Origin of the sequence: Azospirillum sp. INR13 (assembly GCF_015390205.1) — a bacterium.
GTDB lineage: Bacteria > Pseudomonadota > Alphaproteobacteria > Azospirillales > Azospirillaceae > Azospirillum.
On record NZ_VUOI01000020.1, the window covers coordinates 1 to 18,111 of the forward strand.

The window sequence follows — 18,111 nt, forward strand, 5'->3', positions numbered from 1 at the left end:
GGCAAGCCGGACAGGATGACGGCCATCGTTTCCGACCCGTCGGTATCCATGAGGTTGGCCGACACGTTCAGAGCGATGGCCGTGTCCTCTGCGCCCGTCGTGTTCTGAACGTTAACGTCCGGCGCGTCGGCGACGGCGGTGTAGGTGACGTTGAGGGTCTTGGACGACCAGGCCTCCGCCGCCGTGCCGTCCTTGGCGGCAGCGTCGACCGTCAGCGTCACCGTGCCCGCGAAGTTGGCCGGCGGCGTCAGGGTCAGGGCGGAACGCTGCGCCGCGTTCAGGCCGGACAGGTCGTAGACGCCGTTGCCAAGCAACGTGCCCGCCGACAGGGTAAAGCCGGCCGGAACCGTCACCCTAAGCGCGGTGATCACCTCGCCGCCGCCGACCAGATCGGTGACTGCCGCGGAGATCGACAGGCTGGCGGCGTGGTCCTCCTGCGCCGTGACCGAGCTGGCGGAAATCGACGGGGCATCGCTGACCGGCGCCACATCGACGGTCAGGGTCTTGGTCGTGGTCGCCCGGTCGGCGTTGCTCGTTTCCCGCGCGACGGCGGTCACGGTCAGCTGGTAGGTGCCGCTGGCGTCTGCCGGCGGGGTGAATTTCAGCCCGGCGAGTTGGTTGGGGGTCAGCACCCAGCGGCCGGTGGTGGAGTCGAGATATCCGGCCGACAGCGTGGCACCCGCCGGCACCCCTTCGATGACGATGCTGGCCAGGATTTCCGAGTCGTCGGTGTCCTCCAGGGCGGCGGCGATGTTCAGCGCGATGGCCGTGTCCTCGTTGCCGGAGGCTGCCTGGACTGTCAATTTCGGGCTGTCGGCCACGGCGGTGACGGTCACGTCCTGCGTCAGCGTGGTGTGGGCGTTGGTGCCCGAGGTCACATCGAGGGTGATCCTGAAGTCGGCATCGCTGTTGGCAGCCGGCTTCAACGTCAAGCCGGCCAACTGCTCCTTGGACAGTGTGATGGAGCCGCCGGTGATGGTCAGCGTGTCACCGGCCGTATTGGTCAGGCTGGCGCCCGTCGGGATGCCCGACAGCGTGACGAAGGTCACATTCTGCCAGTTCGCCAACCCGGCCTCGATGCCCAGGGCAACCGCCGAATCCTCGGCGGTGGTCACGGCCGCCGGCCGGGCGCTGCCGACGCTGGGATCCAATGTGGGAGGGTTGGTGGTGCCGCCATCGCCGCCACTGCCACCATCGCCGCCACCATCGCCGCCGCCGGACGAGCCGCCGCCGTTGGAGCCGCCGCCAGTGGTGGTCGAGGTGGTCCAGCTCAGCACGAAGCTGTCGGACACGCTGGTGTTGCGGTCGCCCTCGCTTTCGATGCTGTAGGGGTTGACAGTCAGCGTCACGCTGGCCGTGTCGATGTTGGTGGTGGTGTTGACGCTGTGGGCGATCCCTGCGGCATTGACATCCTTGACGGTCAGCTTCAGACCGCCTTCAGCCAGCGCCGCGGCATAATCCTCTGCGGTCAGCGTCCAGGTGCCGTTGCCGTTGTCGAGGCCGCGCGACAGCACCGTGCCCTTCGGCATGCCGGAGATGGTGACCGCCAGCTTCTCCGACTCGTCCGTATCCTGCAGGAAGGCGTTCAGGTTCAGAACCAGATCGGTCGGCACGGCACCCGTCACCGTGTGGTCGTCGACGTGGTAGGCCTCGACCGCGTCGTTCGCCCCATGCGACACCGGCGCGTCGGCCACCGCGGTGATGGTGACGGTCGGGGTGTAGGTCTTGGTCAGGGAGTCGGTGCCGTCGACCACGGTCACCTTGACGGTGATGGTGAAATCGTCGGCCCGGTGCTCCGGCACGATCAGCCGCAGGTTGCCGAGCTTGGTCGGATCGACGGTCCAGCTGCCGTCGGCATTGGCGGTCAGCGCACCCGCGTCCGTGCTGGTCAGCGTCACCCAGGACGGCAGGCCGGAGATGACGATCGCGGAGATCTGCTCCGAATGGTCAAGGTCGCTGGTGAGCGCCGAGATGGTCAGAGGAATGCCGCCGACGGCGTCCTCCAGCGCGCTGGCGCTGATGGAGACCTTCGGTTCGTCGGCCGTGGGATCGACGGTGACGATCAGGTCGCGGGTGTCCTTCAGCGTTCCGCCGGAGGTCACGCCGTTGACGGTAATGATTGGCGCGCCGTTGCTGTCGGTGGTGATGACATCCACCTTCAACGAAACGGTGCCGGCGAAATCCTTCTTCGTGGTCAGGGTCAGCTCGTCGCGATAGGCGACATCCACCGACCAGCGGCCGTTGCCGAGATAGACCAGCCCGCTCTCGTGCCCCGTCGCCAGTGACAGCCAGGAGTCCGCCGGCAGGTTGCTGATGACCAGCGACAGGCGTTCCGACGTGTCGTTGTCGAGCATCACAAGATCGCCGAGGCGCAGGTTGATCGCCGTGTCCTCGTTGCCGCGGGCGCTGAGCGCGCCGTTCGGCGTCACGGCGTCGGCGACGCCCTGCACCTCGACATGGACGGTCACCGGGGTGGCATCGGCAATGCTGCTGTTGGAGGCTTCCGTCGCCCGGGCGGTGAAGGTCAGGTTGAAGCCGGTGTTGGAATTCTCCGGCGGAGTGATGGTCAGGCCAGTCAGGTCGGCCTGGGTAAGCACCCATTTGTCCAGCGCGGCATCGTAGCGGCCATGGTTCAGCGTAGCGCCGGTGGGCACGCCGCCGACCAGGATACTGAGGGTCTCCGACCCGTCGCGGTCGGTCAGGGCGGCGACCACCGACAGCGGAATGGCGGTATCCTCGCGCCCCACCGCGTCGGAGGCGGACAGCACGGGCGTATCGGCGACCGCGGTGACGGTCACCACAAGGGACACCGGTGCCGAGGTGGCGGTGGTGGTTCCCTCCACCGAGGTGGCGGCGATCTTCAGCGTCACCGCGCCGGAGTAGTTGGACGGCGGCGTGAAGGTCAGGTTGCTCAACTGGGCCGGCGTCAGCGTCCAGCTGCCGTCGGCGTTGTGGATGCCGGCGGACAGCTTCGCCCCTTCCGGAACGCCGGTGATGGTGATGTGGTCCAGCGTCTCCCCCGTCAGGTCGGACAGCCGGGCATCGATGGCCAGCGCGATGGCGCTGTCCTCGTTGCCGCTGGCCGGCTGGGGGGTGACGATGGGAGCGTCGGCCACGCCGGTGACGGTGATCGTCAGGTTCGCCTTGGCCGAGTTGGCTGTGGAGCTGTTCTCCCTCTCAGCGGAGGTGGCGACGACGCCCAGCGTGATGGTGCCGGAAAAGTCCTCCGGCGGGATCAGCCGCAGGCCCGCCAGCTGCGCCGGGGTCAGCGTCCAGGTGCTGCTGCCGTCCGGCTGGGTGCTCGCCACCGTGCCCGCGCTGAGGCTCGCGCCATCCGGCACGCCGCTGATCGTGATCAGGCTGATGGACTCCGACCCGTCGGTATCTTTCAGGGTCGGCTTGATGGTGAGAAGGACCGAGGTATCCTCAGCGGTCGAGGCCGGAGCGGCCGTGACCTTGGGAGCGTCGGCGACGGCATCCACGGTGATGGTGCCGGTCGCCGTCTGCACGCGGCTGCTCGCCGTGGCGCCGCTGCCGTCGATCGTCCCGACCCTCAGCGTGTAGTTGAGGTCGGCATCGGAATCGGGATCGGTGACGATCTTCAATCCCTGGATCTTCCAGACCCCGGCGGCGGTGCCGTCGGCCTGCAATGCCGCGGTCGGGATCGTCCAGCTGTAATTGCCGCCGGTGGGGTCGTTGGGCGGCAGAAGCGCGCCGTTGAGGTAGAGCTTGGCGCCGCCGGCATCCAGTTGGTTCGACGGGATCAGCAGGGTGATGCTCTCCACCTTCTCCGGGCTGGCGGCATCGACGTCGCTCAGCGTGATGGTGGGGGCGATGGCGATGCCGCCAGCCAAATCCTCGTTGCCGCGCGCGTCCAGCGTGGTGATCTGGAACGGGTCGGCGACCGGGGCGACCGTGATCGTCTGAACGGCGGTGGACGTGCCGCCGAAGGCGTCCGTTACCGTGAAGGTGAAGGTGTCCGTCCCGCTGAAATGGGCGTCGGGGGTGTAGGAGAAGCTGCCATCGGCATTCACCACCAGCGTGCCGTGCGTCAGGCGCACCGGCTGGCCATTGTCGCCCGGTCCCTTGTAGGTCAGCGTATCGTCGGTGCGGCCGTTGGCCGTGTCCTGGTCGGTCGCCCCCAAGGTGCCGGTGACGGCGGTGTCCTCGTTCGTCGAGGTGGTGGCCGCCGTTGCGGCCGGAGCATAGTTCAGTGCGGTGCGGACGCTGACCGGCTGGCCATCGACGTAGAGTTCCAGCTTTTCGAAATCCGCCACCTTGATGCCGAGCGCGGACAGGGTGGCGGCGTTGGCGACGTCGGTGTCGGTCGTCGCGGCGGTCGGACTGGCCGCCGCCGTCTCGATCCGGTCGCGCAGGGTGCGCAGGTCGGCCAGGATCGAGGGATTCGACAGCTGAGCCGTGGTCAACATGACCCGGAAGGTATCGATGCCGGTATCGCCGTCCTGAAGTTCGGGACTGGTCGAGGTGCCGCCGTCGGTGCCGACGGTGAAGATCGACAGGTCGTCACCCGCCCCGCCCCACACGCTGTCGACGCCGGCCCCGCCGATGATGGTGTCGTTGCCGGCGCCGCCGATCAGGATGTTGGCGACGCTGCTTCCGGTGATCACGTCGTCGAAGGCCGAGCCGGTGACGTTCTCCAGGTTGCGGAGAACGTCGGCGCCGTCGCCCGTGCCGACACCGGTCGTCAGATTGGCATTCACCGGACCCGCGGAGGAAGCGTAGGTCACCGTGTCGTTGCCCTCGCCGCCGTCGATGGTGTCGTTGCCGGGACCGCCGGCCAGCAGGTCGTCGTCGGTACCGCCGTCCAGGCTGTCGTCGCCCAAACCACCGAGCAGGGTATCCTTGCCGGCACCGCCGAAGATGGTGTCGTTGCCGGCGCCGCCCTCCAGGCTGTCGTCGCCCTTCGGGGTATTGGTGAAGCTGATGGTCAGCGTCTTGGCCGTACTGTCGGCGGTGCTGGTGTTTTCCTGCTCCTTCGACGTGGAGACGACGGTGAGGGTGATGGAGTTGTTGGCGTCACCTTCCGTGGCGGTCAGCGTCAGACCGGACAGCTGGGCCTCGGTCAGGGTCCAGGTCCCATCGGCATTCCGGGTGCCGGCGCTGAGCGTTGCGCCGGTCGGTACGCCGGAGATCGTCACCTTGGAAATGGACTCCGACCCGTCGGTGTCCTTCAAGGCGGCGGTGATGGACAGAGCCGTGGTGAAGGTTCCGGAACCGTCGCCATAGATGACGTCGTCGCCGCTGCCGCCCAGGATGGTGTCGTTGCCCGCACCGCCGGACAGCGTGTCGGCATTGTCGGTACCGGTCAGCATGCCGTTCTGGCCGACGGCCAGATCGTAGGTGACGGGCGTGACGGAGACCGTTGGCGTATCGGCAACCGCGACGACGGTGACGGCCAGCGTCTTTTGGACCGGAACAGGGGAAATCTCCCGGTCAAGGGCCGTTGCGGTGACGGTCAGGATGAAATCGTCGCCACTGTCCAGCTTCGGCTTGATCTTCAGGCCGGCCAACTGCTCCGCCGTCAGGGTGATCGAACCGTTGGTGACGGTCAGCGTGCCGTTCAGCGTATTGGACAGGGTGGCGCCGCTGGGAATGCCGCTGATGACGATGCTCAGCGTTTCCGACCCGTCCAGATCGGTCAGGGCGGAGGTGATGTCCAGCGCAATGGACGCATCTTCGTTGCCGCTCGCCGGGTTTACGTCAAGCGTCGGCGTATCGGTGACGGGATTGACGGTCACGACCAGGGATTCGGTCTTGGTCGCTTCCTGCGCGCTGCCGTCCTTGGAGACCGCGGTCACGCTGAGCGTGAAGTCCACATCGCTGTTCGGCGGCGGCGTGATCGTCAGCCCGGCAAGCTGTTCCGGCGTCAGGGTGATCGAGCCGTTGGTGACCGTCAGCGTGCCGTTCAGCGTGTTCGCGAGCGTGGCGCCGGGGGGGATACCGCTGATGCGGATGGTCAGCACCTCCGACCCATCGGTGTCGGTCAGGGCCGGGCTGATCGTCAGCGGGATCGCGCTGTCTTCGTTGCCGGTGACGGCCTGGACCGTCAGCGTCGGGGTGTCCGACACCGGGTTCACCGTCACCACAAGCGGTTCGCTCTTGGTCGCCTCGACGGCGCTGCCGTCCTTGGCGATAGCGGTGACGGTGAGCGTGAAGTCACGGTCGCTGTTCAGCGGCGGCGTGATGGTCAGGCCGGTCAGCTGATCCTTGGTCAGCGTCCAGGTGCTGGTGCCGTCCGTCTGGGTGCTCGTCCTGGTGCCGGCGCTGAGCGTCGCACCCGAAGGCACCCCGGCGATGGTGATGCTCAGCGTCTCGGACCCGTCCGTATCCGTCAGGGCCGGGCTGATCGTCAGCGGGATCGCGCTGTCTTCGTTGCCGGTGACGGCCTGGACCGTCAGCGTCGGGGTGTCCGACACCGGGTTCACCGTCACCACAAGCGGTTCGCTCTTGGTCGCCTCGACAGCGCTGCCGTCCTTGGCGATGGCGGTGACCGTCAGCGTGAAGTCGATGTCGCTGTTCAGCGGCGGCGTGATGGTCAGGCCGGTCAACTGTGCCGGAGTCAGAGTCCAGGTGGTGGTGCCATCCGGCTGGGTGACGGACGTTCCCGCGCTGAGGGTCGCGCCCGAAGGAACGCCGGCGATGGTGATGCTCAGCGTCTCGGACCCGTCGGTGTCGGTCAGGGCCGGGTTGATGACCAGCGGAATGGCGCTGTCTTCATTGCCCGTCGCAGCGGCGACGGTCAGCGTCGGGGTGTCCGACACCGGGTTCACCGTCACCACAAGCGGCTCGCTCTTGGTCGCCTCGACGGCGCTGCCGTCCTTGGCGATGGCGGTGACGGTGAGCGTGAAGTCACGGTCGCTGTTCAGCGGCGGCGTGATGGTCAGACCGGTCAACTGGTCCTTGGTCAGCGTCCAGGTGCTGGTGCCGTCCGTCTGCGTGCTCGTCCTGGTGCCGGCGCTGAGCGTCGCGCCCGAAGGAACACCGGAGACGGTGATGCTCAGCGTCTCGGACCCGTCCGTATCCGTCAGGGCCGGGTTGATGACCAGCGGGATCGCGCTGTCTTCGTTGCCCGTCGCAGCGGCGACGGTCAGCGTCGGGGTGTCCGACACCGGGTTCACCGTCACCACAAGCGGTTCGCTCTTGGTCGCCTCGACGGCGCTGCCGTCCGTGGCAATGGCGGTGACGGTGAGCGTGAAGTCACGGTCGCTGTTCAGCGGTGGCGTGATGGTCAGACCGGTCAACTGGTCCTTGGTCAGCGTCCAGGTGCTGGTGCCGTCCGTCTGCGTGCTCGTCCTGGTGCCGGCGCTGAGGGTTGCGCCCGAAGGCACCCCGACGATGGTGATGCTCAGCGTCTCGGACCCGTCCGTATCCGTCAGGGCCGGGTTGATGACCAGCGGGATCGCGCTGTCTTCGTTGCCCGTCGCAGCGGCGACGGTCAGCGTCGGGGTGTCCGACACCGGGTTCACCGTCACCACAAGCGGTTCGCTCTTGGTCGCCTCGACAGCGCTGCCGTCCTTGGCGATGGCGGTGACCGTCAGCGTGAAGTCGACGTCGCTGTTCAGCGACGGCGTGATGGTCAGGCCGGTCAGCTGATCCTTGGTCAGCGTCCAGGTGCTGGTGCCGTCCGTCTGCGTGCTCGTCCTGGTGCCGGCGCTGAGGGTTGCGCCCGAAGGCACACCGGCGATGGTGATGCTCAGCGTCTCGGACCCGTCCGTATCCGTCAGGGCCGGATTGATCGTCAGCGGGATGGCGCTGTCTTCATTGCCGGTGGCGGCCTGGACGGTCAGGGTCGGCGTATCGGTGACCGGATCGACTGTGACGCGCAGCGTCTCGCTCTTGGTCGCCTCTGTCGCCGAGCCGTCCTTGGCGATGGCGGTAACGGTCAAGGTGAAATCGACGTCGCTGTTCAGCGGCGGCGTGATGGTCAGGCCGGTCAGCTGAGCCGGAGTCAGAGTCCAGGTGGTGGTGCCGTCCGGCTGGGTGACGGACGTTCCGGCACTGAGCGTTGCGCCAGCCGGAACACCCGCGATGGTGATGCTCAGCGTCTCGGACCCGTCGGTGTCGGTCAGGGCCGGGTTGATGACCAGCGGAATGGCGCTGTCTTCATTGCCGGTGACGTCCTGGACCGTCAGCGTCGGTTTGTCGGTCACGGCGTCGACGGCGACCCGCAGGGTTTGGGAGACCGAAACCGGGGCCGCGACGCCGTCCTTGGCGGTGGCGGTCACCGTCAGGTCGAAATCGACGTCGCTGTTGGGCGGCGGCGTGATCTTCAGCCCGGCCAGCTGCGCCGGCGTCAGGGTGATCGACCCGTTGCCGATGACCAGCGCTTCACCGGCCGTGTTGGACAGGCTGGCGCCGACCGGAATGCCACTGATGGTGATCGTCAGCGTTTCCGACCCGTCCGTGTCCGTCAGGGACGGATTGATCGAGAGCGGGATGGCACTGTCTTCATCGCCGGTCGCAGCGCTGACGCTGAGGGTCGGCGTATCGGTCACCGGATCGACGGTGACGCGCAAGGTCTCGCTCTTGGTCGCCTCTGTCGCCGAGCCGTCCTTGGCGATGGCGGTGACGGTCAAGGTGAAATCGACGTCGCTGTTCAGCGGCGGCGTGACGGTCAGGCCGGCCAGCTGCGCCGGAGTCAGAGTCCAGGTGGTGGTGCCGTCCGGCTGGGTGACGGACGTTCCCGCGCTGAGCACTGCGCCCGAAGGAACACCGGCGATGGTGACGCTCAGCGTCTCCGACCCGTCGGTGTCCGTCAGGGCCGGGTTGATCGTCAGCGGAATGGCGCTGTCTTCATTGCCCGTGACGGCCTGGACCGTCAGTGTCGGAGTGTCGGATACGGGATCGACGGTGACGCGCAAGGTCCGGCTCACCGGCACGGCGGCGGCGACACCGTCCTTGGCAATGGCGGTGACGGTCAGGGTGAAGTCGACATCGCTGTTCGACGGCGGCGTGACGGTCAGCCCGGTCAGCTGGACCGGAGTCAAAGTCCAGGTGGTGGTGCCGTCCGGCTGGGTGACGGACGTTCCCGCGCTGAGGGTCGCGCCCGAAGGAACGCCGGCGATGGTGATGCTCAGCGTCTCGGACCCGTCCGTATCCGTCAGGGCCGGATTGATCGTCAGCGGAATGGCGCTGTCTTCATTGCCGGTGGCGGCCTGGACGGTCAGGGTCGGCGTATCGGTGACCGGATCGACGGTGACGCGCAGAGTCTCGCTCTTGGTCGCCTCTGTCGCCGAGCCGTCCTTGGCGATGGCGGTGACGGTCAGGGTGAAGTCGACATCGCTGTTCAGCGGCGGCGTGACGGTCAGGCCGGTCAGCTGGGCCGGAGTCAAAGTCCAGGTGGTGGTGCCGTCCGGCTGCGTGACGGAGATGCCGGCGCTGAGGGACGCCCCCGCCGGAACACCCGCAATGGTGATGCTCAGCGCCTCGGACCCGTCCGTATCCGTCAGGGCCGGGTTGATCGTCAGCGGAATGGCGGTGTCTTCGTTTCCGGTGACGTCCTGAACCGTCAGCGTCGGAGTATCCGACACCGGGTTCACCGTCACCTGCAGCGCTTCGGTCCTGGTCGCCGCAACCGCCGAGCCGTCCTTTCCGGTGGCGGTCACCGTCAGGGTGAAATCGACATCGCTGTTCAGCGGCGGCGTGATCTTCAGCCCGGCGAGCTGCTCCGGCGTCAGGGTGATGGAACCGCCGGTGACCGTCAGCACCCCGTTCAGATCGTTGGCGAGGGTAGCGCCGGACGGGATGCCGGCGATGGTGACGGTCAGCACCTCCGTGCCGTCGGTGTCGGTCAGAGCCGGGCTGATCGACAGCGGGATCGCCGTGTCTTCATTGCCCGCCGTGCCCTGGACGGTCAGCGTCGGAGTGTCCGACACGGGGTTGACGGTCACCGACAGCGTCTCGCTGACCGAGACCGGGGTGGCTACGCCGTCCTTGGCGGTGGCGGTCACCGTCAGGTCGAAATCGACATCGCTGTTCAGCGGAGGCGTGATCTTCAGCCCGGCCAACTGGCCCGGCGTCAGGGTGATCGACCCGTTGCCGATGACGAGCGCGTCGCCGGCCGTGTTGGACAGGCTCGCTCCGGCCGGAATGCCGCTGATGGTGATCGTCAGCGCCTCCGACCCGTCCAAGTCCGTCAGGGCGGGGGTGATCGTCAGCGGAATGCCGGTGTCTTCGCTGCCGGTCGCAGCTGTCACGCTCAGGGTCGGCGTGTCGGTGACCGGATTGACCGTGACCAGCAGCGGCGCGCTGGTGCTGGCGGGATCGGCTCCGCCATCCCGCGCGGTGGCGGTGACGGTCAGGGTGAAGTCGACATCGCTGTTCAGCGGCGGCGTGATCTTAAGGCCGGCCAACTGGGCGGGCGCCAGCGTGATGGTGCCGTTGCCGACCGTCAGGGTATCGCCGGCAGTGTTGCGCAGGCTGGCGCCGACCGGGATGCCGCTGATGGTGATGCTCAGCGATTCCGAACCGTCCGTATCGGTCAGGGCCGGATCGATGACCAGCGGAATGCCGGTGTCCTCGTTCCCGGTGGCGGCGGTGACGCTCAGCGTCGGCGTGTCGGACACCGGATTGACGGTGACGCGCAAGGGCGCGCTGGTGCTGACCGGCGTGGCGGATCCATCGGTGGCGGTGGCCGTGACGGTCAGGGTGAAGTCGGTATCGCTGTTGTTCGGCGGCGTGATCGACAGCCCGGCAAGCTGCGCCGGGGTCAGGGTCGCCGTGCCGTTCACCACCGCCAGCGCGCCGCCGGCATTGCGCAGCACCGCCCCGTCCGGAATGCCGGACAGGGTGATGGTCAGCGTTTCCGACCCGTCGGTGTCGGTCAGGGCCGGGCTGATCGTCAGCGGGATCGCCGTGTCCTCGCTGCCGCTCGCCGCCTGGACGGCCAGGGTCGGCATGTCGGAGACCGGATTGACCGTGACCAGCAGCGGGGCGCTGGTGCTGGCCGGAGCCGCGGTGCCGTCGGTGCTGGTCGCCGTCACCGTCAGGGTGAAATCGGCATCGCTGTTCGGCGGCGGCGTGATCGCCAACCCGGCGAGCTGGCCGGGCGCCAGCGTGATGGAGCCGTTGGCGATCGTCAGCGTCTCGCCGGCCGCATTGGTCAGGATCGCGCCGGTCGGGATGCCGCTGATGGTGACGCTCAGCGTCTCCGACCCGTCGGTGTCGGTCAGGGCCGGGCTGATGGTCAGCGGAATCGCCGTGTCTTCAGCCCCCGTGGTGGCGGCGACGCTCAGCGTCGGGGTGTCGGACACCGGATTGACGGTGACCGGCAGGGTGGCGGTGACGCTGGTCGGGGCTGCGGTGCCGTCGGTGCTGGTGGCGGTAACGGTCAGGGTGAAGCTGTCGCCGCTGTTCGGCGGCGGCGTCAGGGTCAGGCCGGCAACCTGCGAGGAGGTCAGCAGGATGGTGCCGTTCACCACCGTCAGGATGGTGCCGGAGGCGTCGCGCAGGACCGCTCCGTCCGGAATGCCGGACAGGGTGACGCTCAGCACCTCCGTTCCGCCGGTGTCGGTCAGGGCGGCGTCGATGTTCAGGGCGATGGCCGTGTCTTCGTCGCCGGACACGCCGTTCACCGTCAGGTTCGGCGTGTCGGACACCGGGGCCGGAGTCGCGGCGGCATCGTCGCCGGCGGTCGCCGCCACATCCTGGATAACGGGCGCCGCGATGTCGGAGAGGGCCCCGTCGTCGATCACCTGGTCGGGCGTCTCCGGCATCGGGATGTCGGACAGGGCGGCGGGCAGTTCGGTGAAGGCCGTGGTCGTGCGCGCGTTGGACAGCAGGTCCACCCGCTCAACCGTCGTGGCGGCCGTTTCGCGGCGCTCCTCCGTCGAGAGCCCCGACCCGTCCGGTCCCGACGGGCCGGAGCCCAGCGAACCTTCCGTGCGCAGCACGTCGCCGGCCAGCAGGGCAGCCACCGCCGCCTGATCGGTCGCCACCGCCACCGACTCGCCGACCACCTCGCCGGTCTGCACGACGCCGCCGATCATCAGATCCTCGGCGCCGCGATAGTCGGTCTGGACATAGCCGAGCGTGTCGTCCGGCCGCTGGAGTTCCACGGAACTGGCCTCGTGGATCACGCCGCTCAATCGGGTCGCGTCGACCTGCTGCAGGAGGGTCAGATCGTCCAGGATCTGACGGTCGTCGACCGCCGGGGTGTTGCCCTGAACCGCTTCCTCAGCCATCGGACCGCTCCATAAGTCGGGTGCAAATTCGCGCCGCGCTACTCGTCACGACCCTAGGTTCTAGCCCTCTTAGTTGCTTGTGATAAGAAACTTCCTGTGATGATTTTCAACAGCTTGGCTGACGCCACCCCCGCCGCCGCCCCGGCATCCATAGGTACACGACCGACTGAAAACCATTCTGGAGCAACGGTTTAGTGTCCCTTTCGCGCAGTTTCGAAAGGGTCGTGCGCAGGAAGCTTCGTCAGTCGGTTGCCTTTTGTTGCTATTCGTCGATTTACCTATCACTAGCAATTATGCTGTTGATTGGCTGCTAGGTTAACCCTGTGCCCAGGTTGGTCGTTTTGCAGCCCGCATCCCCGTCAGCCACCCGCATCGAACCGTCCGCCGCTTCTGCGTCGGCGAAGATTGCATCGGCGAAGTCCTCCGCCGCCCGTGACCGGGCGGCGGAGAAGGCCGCGCGCCGCCTGCTGTCCGGCATGCTGGGTCCGCGCCGGGACCGGGCGATGCTGGTGCTGGCCTCCTTCGCGCTGAACGTCTTCGGGCTGGCGCTGCCGGTGACGCTGCTGCATGTCTACGACCGCATCCTGCCCAACGAGTCCTACGGCACCATGCTGCTGCTCGGCCTCGGCTGCGGCGCTGCTGCGGTGATGGAGGCGATCCTGCGGGTGGCGCGCTCGGCGCTGACCACCTGGATGGGCGCGCGGATCGAACACCGGTCGAGCGCGTCGCTGATCGACCGGCTGATGCACATGCCGCTGAACGCCTTCTCCCAGCAGGGAATCGGCACCCATTTCGAAGTCTACCGTGCCATCAAGATGGTGCGCGAGTTCTATTCGGGCCAGGCACTGCAATCGGCGATCGACATCCCCTTCGCCGCGCTCTACCTGGGCCTGATCGCATTGCTGGCCGGCTGGCTGGTTCTGATCCCGCTGGGTGTACTGGCGCTGTTCCTGGTGGTCGGCGCCATCCTGGGCCGGCGGATGCGCCGGGCGCTGGAGAACCGCCATGTGCTTGAGGAACGGCGCCTGAACTTCATCAGCGAGGTGCTGAGCGGCGTCCACACGGTCAAGGGACTGGGGGCCGAGGCCGGCCTGCTGCGCCGCCACGAGCGACTTCAGCAGGGCTGCAGCGAGGAGGACTTCAACGTCGCCCGGCTGAGCGGTTCCGCCTCCGTCGTCGCCACCACCCTGTCGCAGGCGACGATGATGCTGGTGGTCATCCTGGGCAGCGTGTCGGTCATCGACGGGATGATGACGACCGGCGTTCTCACCGCCTGCTCGATGCTGGCCGGCCGCTGCGTCCAGCCGGTGCAGTCCCTGTTCGACCGCTGGGTGCGCTATCAGTCGGTGTCGCTGTCGCTGCGCCGCATCGGCCATGTCCTGTTGGAGGTCGGGTCCGACGGCAGTGCGACAGGGACCGGAGATGGGAGCGGGACCGCCGGCGCGGTGGCGGAACCGCTCGTCCCCGGCACGATCGAGATGGACAAGGTCCGTTTCGCCTACGACCGCGGGCCGGAGATCCTGACCGACCTGTCGCTGACCGTCGGACCGGGCGAGTTCCTGGGCGTAGTGGCGACCAATTCGACGGGCAAGACGACCCTGCTGCGCCTGATCCTGGGCGTGCTGCGGCCGAACTCCGGCGAGGTGCGGGTGGGTGTGCGCAGCACGACGGAAACCGACGCCATGATCGGCATCGGCGGCGTCGTCTATGTCGGCGAGCATCCGGAGCTTTTCAAAGGCACCATCCTGCAGAACCTGACGCTGTTCGACCCCGGCCGGGCCGATCTGGCGATGGAGGTCTGCCGGCGCCTCGGACTCGACCGCCGCATCGCCAGCCTGCCGCAGGGCTACGAGACCATCGTCGGCGATGCCTCGCAGGAAGCGCTGCCGCGCGGCGCCCGTCAGATGATCTGCCTCGCCCGCGCCCTGGTCCGCGAGCCGGCGGTGCTGCTGCTGGACGAACCGAACTCCTCTCTGGACACGGAGTCCGACAAACTGTTCCGCCGCGCGCTGGAGGAACTGCGCGGCAGCGTCACCATCCTGCTGGTCACCAGCCGCCCGTCGCTGCTGTCGCTGGCCGACCGGGTGGTGCAGATCGTCGACGGCCATGCGGTCAGCCGCGGCCCGTCCGGCAGCGAGACCATGGGCAGCCCCCCCGCTCTGGTCGCCACCAACCCCGGTACGCCGCCGGCCGGCGCGTCCGCCGCACCGGATGCCGAGCCCATCCGCGCCGCCCATGACGACGGCGACATCCTGCGCCGCCGGCTGGCGGAAGCCTCGGCGGTGGGCGCCTGCATGGTGCCGCTGCTGGATGCGCTCGGCTGGCGCGGCGCCCCGCAAACCCTGGCGGAGGCGCTGCCCCACTTCTCCGAGGTTCAGACGGTCGAGGAGCTGTGCGACGTCCTCCAGCGCCTGCATTTCGAGGGGCGCAGCCTGCGCATCGACCTCGCGCGGCCGGACCCGTCGCTGATGCCCTGCCTGTTCCGCGCCCGCGACGGCGGCGTCTACACGCTGCTGTCCGCCGATGCCGACGGAGTCGTCGCCTTCAGCGGCCAGTCGCGCGAGAGGGTGACGCTGAATTACGGCAAGGGCACCGCCTATGCCTTCACCGCGCTGGAAACCACGGCCGGCGCCGGGACGCAGAACTGGGTCGGCACGGTCATCCACGGCTATGTGCCGCTGCTGTGGGCGGTGCTCGGCTTGAGCGCCGTCATCAACCTGCTGTCGGTCGCCGCGCCGCTGTTCACCATGGCGATCTACGACAAGGTGATCGCCACCGGGTCCTTCGACACGCTCGCCACCATCGCGGTGGGGGCGGCGCTGGTGATCGGCGGCGATTTCGCCCTGCGCCAGATCCGTGGCCGGGCGTTGGCCCATGCCGGATCGCGCATCGCCCGGACCGTCAGCAACGCCACCATCGACCGCATCCTGATGCTGCCGGTGGGCATGAGCGAGCGCGCCGCCATCGGCACCCAGATCGCCCGGGTGAAGGATCTGGAATCGATCCGCGACTTCATCAGCCAGGGACAAGTTGCGGCGCTGTTCGACGTGCCCTTCGCCCTGTTCTACCTGGGCGTCATGGCGGTTCTGGGCGGTCCTCTGGCGCTGGTGCCGCTGGCCGCCGTCCTGATCACCGCCGCCATCGGCACCGCCGTCCATCCGCTGGTGCGCGCCCGTACCGGAACCACCGCCCGCGCCGACACCGAGCGGCAGGAATTCTTCGTGGAGATGGTCGCCAAGATGCCGGCGCTGCGCGCCATCGGCGGCTTGGCCCATTGGCGCGACCGCTACGACCGCCTCTCCGCCCGCACCGCCCGGTCGGGCCACACCGCCGCCAACCTGTCGGCCACCCATGCGGCGCTGGCCGGCCTCGTCGTGCCGGTCGCCGGTCTCGCCACCGTCGGCGTCGGCGCGCTTCAGGTTTTCACCGGCGCGATGACGCCGGGCGCGCTGATGGCGTCGATGATGCTGCTGTGGCGGGTGATGGTGCCGCTGCAGACCGCCGTCTCCATGCTGCCGCGCATCGAGCAGCTGCGCGCCAACGCCCGCCAGATCAACGGCCTGATGAGCATCCGGCCGGAACGCGAGCCGCGCTGCGCCACCCTGCAGCCGCGCAGGCTGAAGGGCGAGGTGTCCTTCTCCCGCGTCTCGCTGCGCTACCGCAACGATGCCGATCCGGCGCTGGTCGGCGTGTCCTTCACGGTCAAGCCGGGGCAGATCGTCGCCATCGTCGGGTCGGACGGCGCCGGCAAGTCGTCGCTGCTGAAGGTGATGCTGGGGCTCTACGCGCCGCAGGCCGGCAACGTGCGCATCGACGGCGTCGACATCCGCCAGATGGACCCGATCGACCTGCGCAAGTCGGTCGGCTATGTCCCGCAGGCCAGCGCCCTGTTCTACGGCACCATCGCCCAGAACCTCCGCTTCGCCGACCAGACCGCCGACGACTCCGAACTGCGCTGGGCGCTGTCGCTGGCCGGTGCCCTGGACGAGGTGGAAGCGCTGCCGCGCGGGCTCGACACCCGCATCGGCGACAACCAGTCGCTGCGCCTGTCGCCCAGCCTGACGCAGAAGATCTGCCTTGCCCGCGCCTACATCCGCCGGCCGCGCATCCTGCTGCTCGACGAGCCGGCCAGCCGGTTGGACTTCGAAGGCGACAAGGCGCTGCATGCGGCGCTGTCGGCGCTGCGCGGGCACAGCACCATCTTCCTGGTCACCCACCGGCCGAGCCACCTGACGCTGGCCGACACGGTGCTGACCATGGATGCCGGCATGATCGCCCCCGCCAGCCCGGCTGGCGGCCTGCCCGGCCCCCGGCCCATCGGTCCGGGCACGGGTCCCGGCGCCGGCCCGGCGGGTGGTCCGGCCGGCGGCGGCGGCAGCGTCGCCAACACCATCGCCGGAGCGCTGCTGGGCGGGATCGGGCTGCAACGCCCGCCCGGCGGCGTCGCCACGCGCCAGCACTGATCCGCCTACCTCCTTCCTCTCCGATCCCCATTCCTCTCCGATCCCATGTGAACGCAAGATGGCCGCTTCAGACCTCGCCCGCCCCACCGGCAAATCGCTCAGCGCCGACGATGCGACGCTGTCGCTGGTCCGCGCCACCATCCTCGTGCTGGTCCTGCTGATGGCGGCGCTGCTGGCCTGGGCCACGCTGATGCCGGTGAAGGAGGCCGTCGTCACCGCTGGACAGGTGGTGCCGTCCGGCAATGCCCAGGTGGTCCAGCATCTGGAAGGCGGCATCGTGTCCACCATTCTGGTCAAGGAAACCGATCTGGTGGAGGCCGGGCAGCCCCTGATCGTCTTCGATCCCAAGCAGGTCCAGGCGGAGCGGGAGCAGATGAACGCCCGCCTGCTGACGCTGGAACTGCGGGCGGAGCGGCTGCGCGCCTTCGCCGCCGGGCGGGAGCCGGATTTCGTGCGCGTCGCCGGCACCGACACGCCGCAGACGGACGCACAGATCGCCGACCAGCGCCTGATCTACGACACCCAGCGACAGGCCCGCGATACCGCCATCGCCGTGCTGCGCGCCCAGGTCTCGCAGCGCGAGGCGGAACTTGCGCTGTATGAAGGCCAGCTCGCCAGCATCAAGGACCAGATCACCTTCATCACCGGCTCGGTCGACATCCGCAACAAGCTGGAATCGATGGGACTGTCGTCGAAGCTGCAATCACTGGAGACCCAGCGCGAGCAGTCCCGCCTGATGGGCGAGCAGCGGCGGATCGAGGGGCAGATCATCGCCACGCATCAGGCGATCACCGAGGCCGGCAACCGCATCCTCGACCAGACGGCCAAGCTGGCGCAGGACGCGGTGAACGAGATGGGCACTGTCACCGCCGAGATCGCCCAGCTGCGCGAGGCCCGCGCCAAGTTGGACGACCGTTCCCAGCGGCTGACCGTGCTGTCGCCGGTGCGCGGGCTGGTGCAGGACCTGCGCGTCAACACCATCGGCGCCGTGGTGCCCGAGGGCGGCGTCCTGATGCAGATCGTCCCGGTCGACCATGAGATGACGGTGGAGGCCCATGTCACCCCGCGCGACGTCGGCCACCTTCATGTCGGGCAGGAGGCGACGGTCAAGGTGCTGACCTACGATTTCGCCCGCTATGGCGCCGTCACCGGCAAGCTGCTGCGCATCTCCGCTTCCACCTTCCTGGACGAGCAGCACCGTCCCTACTACAAGGCGGTCATCGCGCTCAGCCGCAACCATGTCGGCCGCGACGATGTCCAGCACCCGGTCCTGCCCGGCATGACCACCCAGGTGGAGATGACCACCGGCGAGCGGTCGCTGCTGGAATATCTGTTGAAACCGATCTACTTCGCCCTGTCCGACAGCTTCAACGAGCGGTGAGGATCGCCCTGCGCCGGCCCCGCCCGACAATTGGCCGGCGATTGTTCATCCCAGCCGAATTGTG

At 68.3% G+C, this 18,111-nt stretch carries 3 protein-coding genes; 2 read left to right on the forward strand and 1 reads right to left on the reverse strand.

Annotated features, from left to right (window positions below; translation table 11 throughout):
• The coding region (locus tag F1643_RS14910) for an S-layer family protein (RefSeq protein WP_194913975.1) at nt 1-12,203 on the reverse strand (12,203 nt) is incomplete at its 3' end.
• A 341-nt stretch (nt 12,204-12,544) separates the two neighbouring features.
• Between F1643_RS14910 and F1643_RS14915 the strand changes: the two genes are divergently transcribed.
• On the forward strand, nt 12,545-16,666 hold the full coding sequence (locus F1643_RS14915; protein ID WP_255542831.1) for a peptidase domain-containing ABC transporter: 4,122 nt from the start codon (nt 12,545-12,547) through the stop codon (nt 16,664-16,666).
• Between the two features lie 58 nt (nt 16,667-16,724).
• A complete protein-coding gene (locus tag F1643_RS14920) occupies nt 16,725-18,047 on the forward strand; it encodes an HlyD family type I secretion periplasmic adaptor subunit (protein ID WP_194913976.1) in 1,323 nt (440 codons plus the stop codon).
• Nucleotides 18,048-18,111: the final 64 nt, after the last annotated feature.